9 protein-coding genes are annotated in these 12,122 nt (G+C 53.6%); all 9 read right to left on the bottom strand.

Annotation, left to right across the window (positions count from 1 at the left end):
* Positions 1-41 precede the first annotated feature (41 nt).
* Positions 42-1,478 (bottom strand): Asp-tRNA(Asn)/Glu-tRNA(Gln) amidotransferase subunit GatB, encoded by a 1,437-nt coding sequence (gene gatB, locus HPY81_01635; GenBank protein ID NPV26162.1) that lies wholly within the window; start codon positions 1,476-1,478, stop codon positions 42-44.
* Between the two features lie 8 nt (positions 1,479-1,486).
* Positions 1,487-2,956, bottom strand: a complete 1,470-nt coding sequence (gene gatA / locus HPY81_01630) for an Asp-tRNA(Asn)/Glu-tRNA(Gln) amidotransferase subunit GatA (protein NPV26161.1) — start codon at positions 2,954-2,956, stop codon at positions 1,487-1,489.
* Between the two features lie 18 nt (positions 2,957-2,974).
* Positions 2,975-3,256, bottom strand: a complete 282-nt coding sequence (gatC, locus tag HPY81_01625) for an Asp-tRNA(Asn)/Glu-tRNA(Gln) amidotransferase subunit GatC (GenBank protein NPV26160.1) — start codon at positions 3,254-3,256, stop codon at positions 2,975-2,977.
* Positions 3,257-3,338: 82 nt separating this feature from the next.
* A complete protein-coding gene (locus HPY81_01620) occupies positions 3,339-4,658 on the bottom strand; it encodes a phosphatase PAP2 family protein (GenBank protein ID NPV26159.1) in 1,320 nt (439 codons plus the stop codon).
* Positions 4,659-4,704: 46 nt separating this feature from the next.
* Positions 4,705-6,714, bottom strand: a complete 2,010-nt coding sequence (gene ligA, locus HPY81_01615; GenBank protein NPV26158.1) for an NAD-dependent DNA ligase LigA — start codon at positions 6,712-6,714, stop codon at positions 4,705-4,707.
* Between the two features lie 16 nt (positions 6,715-6,730).
* Positions 6,731-8,068 (bottom strand): putative manganese-dependent inorganic diphosphatase, encoded by a 1,338-nt coding sequence (locus HPY81_01610; GenBank protein ID NPV26157.1) that lies wholly within the window; start codon positions 8,066-8,068, stop codon positions 6,731-6,733.
* A 13-nt stretch (positions 8,069-8,081) separates the two neighbouring features.
* Positions 8,082-10,325, bottom strand: a complete 2,244-nt coding sequence (gene pcrA, locus HPY81_01605) for a DNA helicase PcrA (GenBank protein NPV26156.1) — start codon at positions 10,323-10,325, stop codon at positions 8,082-8,084.
* A 277-nt stretch (positions 10,326-10,602) separates the two neighbouring features.
* On the bottom strand, positions 10,603-11,355 hold the full coding sequence (locus HPY81_01600; GenBank protein ID NPV26155.1) for a bifunctional phosphoribosyl-AMP cyclohydrolase/phosphoribosyl-ATP diphosphatase HisIE: 753 nt from the start codon (positions 11,353-11,355) through the stop codon (positions 10,603-10,605).
* A complete protein-coding gene (gene hisF, locus HPY81_01595) occupies positions 11,346-12,110 on the bottom strand; it encodes an imidazole glycerol phosphate synthase subunit HisF (GenBank protein ID NPV26154.1) in 765 nt (254 codons plus the stop codon). The genes HPY81_01600 and hisF overlap by 10 nt, the downstream gene beginning before the upstream one ends.
* Between the last annotated feature and the right edge of the window lie 12 nt (positions 12,111-12,122).

Here is a 12,122-nt window from a genome sequence, read left to right as displayed (position 1 = left end):
GTTTTTTCGTCACAGTGACATATTTATACATTTTGTTTTTTCTAGAGCCTTTCCTTGAGCAATTGATTGACCAGGGCTGGATTGGCTTTACCCTTCGTCTCCTTCATCACCTGGCCTACCAAGAAGCCTAGGGCCTTTTCCTTACCCTGACGATAATCGGCAACCACCTGGGGATTGGCCGCCAGGACTCGATCCACGATGTCGGCGATGGCACCCTCGTCAGTGATCTGCACAAGGCCCTTTTCCTGCACAATCTGCTCGGGCCGCTTGCCGGTAGCAAACATCTCTTCAAAGACGGTTTTGGCAATCTTGCCACTGATCGTGCCTTTGTCGATCAGATTAAGCAACTCCACCAGGTGGGCTGGCCGAATTAGCGAATCTTCGATTTCTAACCCCTGAGCATTTAAACAACGCAGCAGTTCGCCCATCACCCAGTTACTGACCGTTTTCGGCTCCCGGTACATCCGGCAGCATTCATCAAAGAAATCAGCCAACTGCCGGGAACTGGTTAACACGCCGGCGTCGTAAGCCGGCAGCCCGTACTGTTCAATAAACCGGGCCCGCCGGGCGTCAGGTAGTTCCGGCAGCACTCGCCCCACTTCGTCAACCCATTCTCGGCTGATCACCAAGGGCACCAAGTCAGGTTCGGGGAAATACCGATAATCGTGGGCTTCTTCTTTACTCCGCATCGAGACTGTAATCCCTTTGCCCTCGTCCCAGGACCGCGTTTCCTGGATAATCCGACCGCCTTCCCGTAAAATATCCGCCTGACGTTCGATCTCGTATTCGATCGCCCGCTGGAGGGCGCGGAACGAGTTCATATTCTTGACTTCGGTCTTGGTACCAAACTCCTGGCTCCCGGCCGGCCGCAGTGAGATATTGGCATCACACCGCAGGGAACCCTCTTCCATCTTACAGTCGGAAACACCAATGTACTGGAGAATCGCCTTCAGTTTCTCCATGTAAACCCGGGCCTCTTCCGCCGAGCGGAGATCCGGTTCAGATACAATTTCGATCAGGGGCACTCCGGTCCGGTTATAGTCCACATAAGAGTATGGGGACTGGGCAATCGTTGCCCCAGAGTGAACCAGTTTACCAGCGTCCTCCTCCATGTGGATGCGGGTGATCCCGATCCGCTTTTCCTGACCGCCAACCTCAATGGTCAGATAACCATTTTTGGCAATGGGCAGGTCGTACTGAGAAATTTGGTAGTTCTTCGGCAAGTCGGGATAGTAGTAATTCTTACGGTCAAACTTGCTGAACTCGGCGATCTCACAATTGAGCGCTATTCCTGCCCGGATAGCAAATTCAACCACCTTTTTATTCAAGACCGGTAAGACCCCGGGAAGGCCCAGACAAACTGGGCAGACATGAGTGTTCGGTTCGCCGCCAAAGGCAGTTGTGCAGGAACAAAAGATCTTGGAGTTTGTTTTTAACTCGGCATGAACCTCCAGCCCAATCACCGCTTCAAAATCCATCACGCCCATTATTTCACCCCCTTGAGCACTGGCTTCTGCTTGTGCCAGTCGGTATTCTGCTCATAGGTGTAAGCCACACGCAGCAACGTCCCCTCGTCAAAAGGTTTGCCCATGATATGCAATCCGACCGGCAGACCGTTCTGGAAGCCGCAGGGGAGCGAAATCGCGGGAATGCCCGCCAGGTTAACGGGGATGGTACAAATGTCTGACATGTACATGGCCAGCGGGTTCTCCACTTTCTCGCCAAACCGGAAAGCTGTAGTCGGCCCCGTCGGTGAAACGAGCACATCGAACCTGGCAAACGCCCGGTCAAAATCCTGCTTGATCAGGGTCCTGACCTTGAGGGCTTTGACGTAATAGGCGTCGTAATAGCCGGCACTGAGCGCGTATGTCCCCAGCATGATCCGGCGTTTGACCTCCGGGCCAAACCCCTCCTGCCGGGTTTTCTGAAACATCGTCACAAGATCGGGAGACGTCTCTGAACGATAACCATAACGAACGCCATCGTAACGCGCCAGGTTGGAACTGGCTTCTGCCGGCGCGATGATGTAGTAGGCGGATAAAGCGTACTCGGTATGGGGCAATGATGTCTCCTCACAGATCGCCCCTAACTCCTCAAGCTTCAGCAGGGCCTGTTTAACGGTCTCCTTGACCCCGGGATCAATCCCTTCCGCGAAGTATTCGCAGGGGATCCCCACCCGTAAACCCTTGATGTCATTCACCAGATACCGCGTAAAGTCAGGCACATCTACCGGTGCAGAAGTAGAATCCTTAGGGTCGTGTCCGCTGATCACGTTCATCACCAGGGCACAGTCCTGGACATCCTTGGTAATCGGTCCAATCTGGTCCAAAGACGAGGCAAAAGCCACCAGCCCGTAGCGGGACACCCGGCCATAGGTCGGCTTTAGTCCGACCACGCCGCAAAAGGCCGCCGGCTGCCGGACCGAACCACCCGTATCAGACCCTAATGAATAGATCAGTTCGTCCGCCGCGACAGCGGCGGCTGGCCCACCGCTTGAACCCCCGGGAACCGTTTGCGGGTCCCAGGGATTGCGGGTCGGGAAAAAACCGGAGTTTTCCGTTGAAGACCCCATGGCAAACTCATCCATATTGAGCTTCCCTACCAGGACCGCATTCACCGCGGCCAATTTTTCGGTGACCGTAGCGTCGTACGGCGGCACAAAATTTTGCAGGATCCGTGAAGAACAGGTGGTCGGGATTCCCTTCGTACATATATTATCTTTCAAACCCATCGGAATCCCCGCCAATGGCGGCAGGTCATCACCGTTGTACAGACTCGTGTCAACAAGCCGGGCCATCTCCAGGGCCTTGTTTTTATTTAAGGTGACGTAAGACTGAATCACACCCTCGACTTGGTTGATCCGGTTATAGACCGATTCAACAATTTCGGTCGCGCTCACCTGGCGTGAGCGAAGCAGCGCGTGCAGTTCATGAATTGTCATTTCATATAATTCCAACCTATGAACCTCCCCTTCCTAGATGATGCGCGGCACCTTAAAGGTCCCACCTTCACGGGCGGGGGCATTTTGCAAAACCAGGTCACGGTCCATCGATTCCTGGATCACGTCCTCCCGGAAGACATTCTGTAAAGGTAAAACATGCGCCATCGGTTCAACCTGACTGGTATCCAGACGGTTGAGTTTCCTGACATGCTCAAGGATAACGTTGAGTTGGGAAGTGTAACGCTCTTTTTCTTCCTCGGTCAGTTCCAGACGGGCCAAAAGAGCCACATGTTCGACCTCTTGTTTGGAAATCAGCACCGTTTTCACCAGCTTTCTGCATTATTTTCCCATTATAACAAATTGGGTAAATGCTCGCAACTAACCAGGAATTTGCTCTTTAATTAACGATGAAGGGACGCCTTCGGCGGTGACGGAGTCCCTGGGAACCCAAGATAAAACTGATCAACCAGAATCCGCCGGCCGCAAATCCGCCCAACACATCACTGGGATAATGCACCCCCAGGTAAACTCGGCTGACGCCTACGCCCAGGATCAACAGGGACAAAAATACGGTTAAGATTAGCCGGAGATTGAGGTTCTGAACCTTTAACCACGAAACATAAATTAAAAAACCATAAAACACCATGGCCAGCAGCGAGTGGCCACTGGGAAAACTGTAGCCGGCAGCCTCAATCAGCGGCACACCCGCGGGACGGGGACGAGCAAATAATTCTTTGAGCAGTTCGATTAAACCCCAGGCTCCCAACAGGCATAACCAGAAGGTTACGGCTTCCCAGACATGACGGAACCAGAAGATAAAAGTCAGGCCCAGCACCAAGGCCGCCGGCACTAACAAACCAGGTGAGCCCAATGTAGTCAAGAGTTTCATCAACTCAGTCAAGGGTTCAGTCCGCAAACTGGTGATGCCGGCGGTGATTAACTGGTCGAAATATCCCAACTCATTCCCGAGTAAGTCTTCGATCAACTTGGCCAGTAACAGGAGAAAAAAGCCCGCTAAACTCAAACCAACCAGTACATAGGTGCCCAGCTTACCCAGCGGAACAATGCATTTCAGCCACCAGGCATTAACCCAATCTTTGAGCTGGCCTACTTGCTGGTCGACGCGACGGGATAAGCCAACTGCTTTCCTGAGCCGGGACAAACCAAGGTAGAGCATCACCAGGAGAATCGTCAGACCGAACGTCAGCAGTTCAAAATACTTCGCTAAAAAGTCCAGGATCGCTTGCCCGTAAACCATGAGCAGCCAACCTTCGAGAAAAAACCGCAAGCCCCGGCCAACAATAGAGGCCAGGACAAACTCCGTCTGCCGCATGCGGAACACCCCGGCGGCAATGGTAAACAGCTTATAAGGGATCGGGGTGAAACCCGCGATCGCTACCCCCCAACCGCCGTAGCGGGCAAATATGTCTTCAATCTGTTGGATGCGCTGGAGTGAAGCCACTTTGCGCAGCAGGGGGTAGCCGGCGTACCGTCCGATCAAATAGCCAAAAACCCCCCCGACAACAGAAGCGGTCGTGCAGACCAGGGCATACCAGAGCGCCCGGCGGGGTGAAATTAACGCCAGCGGGATTAAAACGAGATCTGGTGGAATGGGAAAGAAGGATGACTCGGCAAAGGCCAGCAGAAACAGACCAACACTACCATACTTAACAAACAGATCAGTTGTCCCCAGCAACCAGACATAAATACTGCTCATTAGCGATTACCTCAGAATATAAAATTAAAATGGTCTTTAAAAATTTTTATCTTATTTTACTAGACTTAACCAGCTCAAGAAACTCATCTTCGTGCAAAATAGTAATTCCCAAGGCCACCGCTTTATCGTATTTTGCCCCGGGGTCAGCGCCCACCACTACGTAGTCGGTCTTACGGCTGACACTGGAAGATACTTTTCCTCCGAGTTGCTCGATCAAGGCCTCTGCTTCTTTCCGGGTCAGCGTCTCCAGACCCCCAGTGAGGACAAACTGTTTTCCGGCCAGAAGCTGGGGCAAATCTTTCGTTTGTCTTTCTCGTGGGTCGACGCCGGCCCGTTTCAGTTTTTCCAGCACAACCCGGTTCTGCTCCTGGGCAAAGAAATTACACACGCTCTCCGCGATTTTACTCCCGATTTCCGGGATACCAGTCAACTCTTCATAGGTGGCCGCCTGGAGCCGCTCCAGCGAGCCAAACTGCCGCGCGAGGATTCTGGCCGCCCGCTGCCCAACGTGTCTGATGCCGAGAGCAAAAATCAGTTGCGCCAGCGAGTTGTGCTTACTCTGCTCGATCGCGGCGAGTAGGTTATCCGCTGATTTTTCGCCCATCCGCTCCAGTTTCAACAGTTCACCGCGATCAAGGTAATAGAGGTCGGCCGCGTCCTTGATCAGGCCAGACGCGATCAACTGGCTGATAGCCGCTGGCCCCAAACCTTCAATGTTCATCGCGTCCCGGGATACAAAGTGGATGATCCCCTCCCGCAATTGGGCCGGGCAGTTTGTCCCCGTACAGCGAGCAGCCGCCTCCCCTGGCAGTCGGATGACCGGTGCCCGGCACTCGGGACAAACGACCGGCATGGTAAAGGGCCGCTCCTGCCCCTGGCGCCGTTCCCGGCAGACCTCAACTACTTCTGGGATAACGTCACCCGCCTTCTGCACCACCACCGTATCGCCAATCCGCACGTCTTTCTCCCGAATCACATCTTCGTTATGCAGGGTCGCCCGACTGACCGTGGAGCCCGCCAGCCGTACGGGCTTTAGAATAGCTGTGGGTGTCAAGACCCCCGTCCGGCCGACCCGAATAATGATGTCTTCGATCACCGTGATCGCCTGTTCGGCTGGAAACTTGTAGGCAATTGCCCAGCGTGGGGTCTTCGAGGTGGCACCCAGGTCATTCTGCTGCGAGAAAGAATTAACCTTAATCACCAGGCCGTCAATCTCAAAAGGCAACTCGTGCCGGCGGTCTGTCCACTCCTGGCACAGATCGATCACCTCGTCAATCGTCGTACATACCCGCCGGTATGGAATAACCACAAAGCCTAGCTCAGCCAAAATATTTAAGCTCTCGTCGTGCGTGGCCACTTCAAGCCCCTCGCTGTACATTAAGGCGTAAACAAAGACATTCAAGGCCCGCGCCGCGGTTACTCTGGGGTCAAGCTGCCGCAAAGAACCTGCTGCCGCATTCCGGGGATTGGCAAAAGTCGGCTCTCCCTGGGCCTCCCGCTCTTCATTCAGCCGCACAAAAGCCTCTTTGGTCATGTAAGCCTCACCACGCACCTCCAGGCGGGGCAAATTGCGCCGCAACGTGAGCGGGACCGTCCGTACGGTTTTCAGGTTGGCTGTAATGTCCTCTCCCACCTCGCCGTCCCCCCGTGTCGCACCCGTCAACAACTGTCCATCCTGGTAGACCAGAGCCACGGTCAAGCCATCAATTTTCGGCTCTACCACGTAATCCACGGGCCCAACCACCTGGCGAACCCGCTGGTCAAACTCTTTTAAATCATCTGCCCCAAAAGCGTTTGCCAGACTGAGCAGGGGTTGCCGGTGCCGGACCGGGCGAAACCCTTCCGCTGGGCGACCGCCCACCCGCTGGGTGGGTGAAGAGGGAGTAATGAGTTCGGGATAAGTCTGCTCAAGCTCGATTAACTCCTGCAGCAGAGCATCGTACTCCGCGTCGGAGATCCGGGGTTGATCAAGCACATAATAGTAATAGTCGTGTTCACTGATGAGCCGACGTAATTCTTCTGCTCGCCTCCTAGCTCCATCCAAGGACGTGGACACGCTTTTCACCTCCCGCTTACCGTGTAAAGAATTTAACCAGTGGTGGTACGATCTGCTTCTTACGGGAAATTACCCCGGGTAAATACAGCCGCTCATCGGACATTGTCCCTCCCAGGGCTTGGGCGACGCGCGCGGGGTTAGACCCGACAACCAGTAGTTCCGAACCCTCCTGTAAAACATCGGTTAACATTAAAAGCACCAGGTCATAATTTCTGTTGCGTCTGGCTTCTTCCATAACTTCCAATAAATCAGGCTTGATCTTTTCGACCCGTTCCATATCAATTGTTTCGATCTGACTTATCCCCACCAATTGATCGCCTATGCGGAACTCCTTGAAATCCTGGTAAAAGATTTCCTGGGGCGTCAGCCCAATGAGGGATGAACTGGCCTTAAACATTTCCCGTCCGAATTGTTCCACCTGTACCCCGGCCAGGGCAGCCAGCCGATAAGCGGTTTGTCGGTCACGTAAAGTACAGGTCGGCGACTTGAACAGCAGAGTATCCGCGATGATACCGGCACACAGGATGCCGGCTACTGCCTGAGTCGGTTCCAGTTCGTTCTCCCAATACATCCCGGCGACAATGGTACTGGTACTCCCCACCGGTTCGTTGCGGATGTAGATCGGTTCACCCGTCTGGAGGTCCCCCAGACGGTGATGGTCAATAATCTCCAAAATCTGGGCCTCTTCAATCCCATTAACGGCCTGGCCCCGCTCGTTATGATCAACCAGAATCACTTTCTTCCGACTTAAAGCCAGCAAATGGTAGCGGGAGACAACCCCCAGCAGGTGGTGCTGATCATCAACCACCGGGTAATTGCGGTAACGGGTTTCCAGCATTACCTTACGGGCATCATCAGCCAGTTCACTACCTTCAAAAAAGATCAGGGCATCCTTGCGCATAATCTCATTGACTTTTGTTCTCCGGATGCGTTTGACCCGTTCCTCGATATCTGGAGAACCTTCATCCGCTAATTCATCCATGTATTTTTGTGCAATGTCGCCGACAGTCACCAATCCCAACAGGTGGTTCTGGTCGTCCACCACGGGGATGGTCTTAACCTTCTGGTGTTTAATTAGATAACCAATTTCGCGCAGGGTAGTCGCCGGCGTAACGCTGACCACCTGAGGATCAACCATATCTGCAACGCGAGTGCGTACATCCTCCAGCAACAGCGGTTCGCTACAGCCAAATTGTTCCAGGACCCAGCGGGTGCCGGCCTTAATGTTCCCTGCCCGGCACGCGATCACCTCGCGCAGCCCAAGTGTTTTTTTTAGGTCAGCATAGGCCAGAGCAGAACAAATCGCATCCGTGTCGGGGTGGGTGTGTCCAATTACGTAGATTGGTCTTTCCATAAGCTCACTCCCATTATATTTTTTCTAATGGGGCATACTTTAGCAGTAAATTCTTGATCCCCAGTTCAGGGAAGGCTACCGCCACCTGGGATTCCTCACCTTCTCCCTTAACCTGAACCACAACGCCGGGGCCCCATTTGCGGTGGTTCACCCGGTCGCCCACCCGGTATACCGGGAATACCGAACCGGGCTGGTTATTCGCTGGTGCCTGTGTCACCGCGTGGTGCAGTGGGAAGCTGTTTCGCCGCGGTCCCGACTGAACTGGCTGTCGACTCGGCTCTCTCCCCTCTTTTTCGACCGGCGCCGGTGAAGCGACCACCTGCAGGGTCGTCAACGGGTCTTGTTCGGTAATTAAATGTGGCGGGATTTCCTGAATGAACCGGGACACCAGGTTGGACATCTGCCGGCCATACAGGTTCCTCACCCAGGCATGCGTCAGATACAGCTTTTCCCGGGCCCGGGTAATCCCAACATAGCACAGGCGACGTTCCTCTTCCAGTTCTTCTGCCTCAAACAGGGCACGGGAATGCGGAAATATTCCCTCCTCCATACCCGTCAGAAAGACCACTGGAAACTCCAAGCCCTTGGCGCCGTGGAGAGTCATCAGCACCACCGCATCTTCCTGTTCCTCATAATCATCCAGATCGGTGATCAGGGAAATTCCGGTGAGAAAATCCGACAAACTGCCACCGGGCTCACGCCGGTCAAATTCCTTAGTCACCGATAAAAACTCGTTCAGATTCTCCAGGCGCGTTTCAGCCTCCGGTGTTCTTTCCTCCACAAGTTCGCGCCGGTATTCGCTCCGCTCTAATAATTCTTCCACCAGGGCCGTGACACTGTGCCCCTCACTGAATTTCCGCAAGTATTCGATTAGTTGGTAAAAGCCGCGGAACGCGCTCTTGACCCGTACAGCCAGTTCAGGGATCTGCTCCACCCCGGCCATCGCTGCGTAGAGGCTGAGGCCATTTTCCCTCGCATACTGGGTTAAACGGCTCCAGGAAGCATCACCGATCCCGCGCCGCGGAACATTAATTACCCGCTGCAGGCTGACAACATCCTGAGGATTAAGCACCACCCGCAAATAGGCCAGCACATCCTTGATTTCCTTTCGCTGATAAAACTTGGTTCCGCCGATCATCTTGTAGGGGATCTGATACTTCAATAGTTCTTCTTCAAACACGCGCGACTGGGCGTGGGTGCGGTAAAACACAGCAAAATCACGATAGTTTCTTTTTTCTCTCTGCCGGGTCAGCAAGATCCGCTCGGCGACGAACCGGGCTTCGTCGTGTTCATCTTCTCCGCAGTACTTCACCAGCAACTGACCCTGATCGTTCATCGTCCACAACCTCTTTTCCTTCCGCCCCCGGTTGTGGCGTACCACTTGATTAGCCGCCTCCAGAATGACCCGAGTCGACCGGTAATTCTGCTCCAGTTTAATTAATCTAGCGCCAGGGTAGTCTCGCTCAAACTCCAAAATGTTCGTTAGGTCGGCCCCTCGCCACCCGTAGATCGATTGATCGGGATCTCCAACTACGCAGATGTTCTGATGGTGTTCAGCCAGTAGCTTGACCAAGACATACTGAGCGTGGTTGGTATCCTGGTACTCGTCCACCATGATGTAGCGGAATTTAGTCTGGTAGTAGCCCCTGATGTGCGGGTGCTGGCGCAGCAGTTCCACCGTGGTCATGATCAGGTCATCAAAGTCCAGCGCATTATTCTCCCGTAACCGCCGTTGATACATTTCGTAGACTTGGGCTACCTTTTGCTCAAAAACAGTAGCCGCGTGCTGCCTTAGAACGGTTGGGTTTTTAAGTTGGTTTTTGGCTTTGCTGATCACCGTGCCAATGGACCGGGGCGCAAACCGCTTTTCATCCAGATTCAAGGTCTTCAGGCACTCTTTAATCAAATTCTGCTGATCTACTTCATCGTAGATCACAAAGTTCCTTCCCCAACCCAAAGCCTCAATTTCCTGGCGCAAAATCCGCACGCAGGCCGCATGAAAGGTGCAAACCCAAAGTCCAGCTGTATCCGGCAGTAATTGGCCCAGGCGATTCTTCATCTCATCTGCGGCTTTGTTCGTAAAAGTGATCGCCAGGATATTCTCCGGGTTGACCCCCTTCACCTGAAGCAGATAAGCCACCCGGTGGGTCAGGACCCTGGTTTTGCCGCTCCCCGCGCCGGCCAGAATCAGCAGCGGCCCTTCGGTGTGCGTAACCGCCTCGACCTGTACCGGATTTAAATGAGCAAGTATATCCACAAAACACCCTGATTTCTCAAACCCATCAAAAACTTGCAATAGGTTTTTCACTCCCTTTCCTTCAAGTGCTTTTGTGATTCAGGTAAGGTCTGTACCTAATGAAAATTTAAACCACATTCAAAGTATTGTCAAAACTCCCAGAAAAACTATTAAATTTTAATAAAGTAAAAGGACCTGAGACTTTAGGAGCACTCTTACAGGTCCAAAAAACCACATCTAATTCGGCTATCAAAAAAATTAAGCAAACGGCCTACACAATAGCCCCAAAATTCACAGTCTACCGCCGCTGTCGAAGCTGGGCAAATACTTCGGCCGGGTGAATGTCGTGCTCACCGAGCAAGACAAGAGTATGATACCATAAATCGGCCATTTCGTATAGTATTTCGGCCTTGCTTTTGTTTTTGGCGGCAATGATTACCTCCGCGGCCTCCTCACCGACCTTTTTGCAGATCTTGTCCTGCCCCTGGTTAAACAAATAAGCAGTATAAGAGCCTTCTGGCCGGTTTTGTTTCCGGTCCATGATCACCTGGTAGACTTCTTCAATGATAGTCTCGGCACTCGCGGTTTCTGTTTTGCCATTCGTCTGGAGAGCCGGCTCAATCCCCCGCTCTGGCGCTACAGCCTCTCCCGCCCGGTAGACCTCAGCTGGGTCAAACACTCGCTCCAGGCAAACTTCCTGGTGACCGGTGGGAGTAAGTTGACGGTAAAAACAAGACCGGTACCCCTCGTGGCAGGCCCCGCCATTTTGCTCGACCAGGATCAACAGGGTATCGGCATCACAGTCATAACGGATCTCTTTGACCAGTTGGCGGTGACCGGAAGTTCCCCCTTTGTGCCAGAGTTCCCTCCGACTGCGACTGTAAAACCAGGTCTCGCCAGTGGTCAAAGTTTTAGCGATCGCTTCCTGGTCCATATAGGCCATCATCAAGACCTCCCGATTCCGCACGTCCTGAATGATAGCCGGGATTAGCCCATTTTCATCGTATTTCAGTTCATTCAACCACCTGGTTGGTATTTCTTTCAACTGCATCTTCTCACGCAGACCCCCTGTGCGGCCAGATATTCTTTCGTTTCCCGGATCGTGCACTGCTGGTAGTGGAAGATCGACGCTGCTAAAGCCGCATCGGCTTTGCCGATGGTAAGCACATCCCGCAGGTGGACGAGCTCGCCGGCCCCGCCAGAAGCGATCACCGGTATACTGACTGCTTCCGCCACCGTCCGGGTTAATTCCAGGTCATACCCCTTCTTCGTTCCATCACAGTCCATGCTGGTCAGCAGGATTTCCCCTACCCCCAGGGCCTCAGCCTGCTTAACCCAGGAGAGGACATCAATCCCCGTTGCGGTCCGACCACCATGGATGAACACTTCCCAACTGTCCGGCCCCCGCCGGCGGGCATCCACCGCCAGGACGATGCACTGGCTGCCATACCTGTTGGCAGCCTCGCGCAGCAGTTCCGGCTGCTGAACGGCCGAAGTGTTCAGCGAAACCTTATCCGCTCCTGCCTTCAAGAGGGCACGAATATCCTCCAGGGTGCGTATTCCACCGCCGACAGTGAAGGGAATATTCACTTCCTCAGCGGTTCGGCGAACGACATCAATCATCGTCTCTCGCCCCTCGGCCGAAGCGGTGATATCCAGAAACACCAATTCATCCGCCCCCTCCCGGTCGTAGTAAGCCGCCAGTTCCACCGGGTTACCCGCATCACGCAGGTTCAGAAAATTTGTTCCCTTAACCACCCGGCCGCCGTGTACATCGAGACAGGGTATAACTCGTTTCATTAACATGGTGACCAGTTC

Source organism: Bacillota bacterium, from assembly GCA_013178045.1.
Taxonomy (GTDB): domain Bacteria; phylum Bacillota; class Ch66; order Ch66; family Ch66; genus Ch66.
This window is presented reverse-complemented; position numbering and strand designations above follow the sequence as displayed.

Coding starts and splice junctions, on each gene's coding strand:
- gatB (NPV26162.1), bottom strand. CDS start 1,478: ATGGATTTTGAAGCGGTGATTGGGCTGGAGGTTCATGCCGAGTTAAAA.
- hisF (NPV26154.1), bottom strand. CDS start 12,110: ATGTTAATGAAACGAGTTATACCCTGTCTCGATGTACACGGCGGCCGG.
- HPY81_01600 (NPV26155.1), bottom strand. CDS start 11,355: ATGCAGTTGAAAGAAATACCAACCAGGTGGTTGAATGAACTGAAATAC.
- HPY81_01620 (NPV26159.1), bottom strand. CDS start 4,658: ATGAGCAGTATTTATGTCTGGTTGCTGGGGACAACTGATCTGTTTGTT.
- HPY81_01610 (NPV26157.1), bottom strand. CDS start 8,068: ATGGAAAGACCAATCTACGTAATTGGACACACCCACCCCGACACGGAT.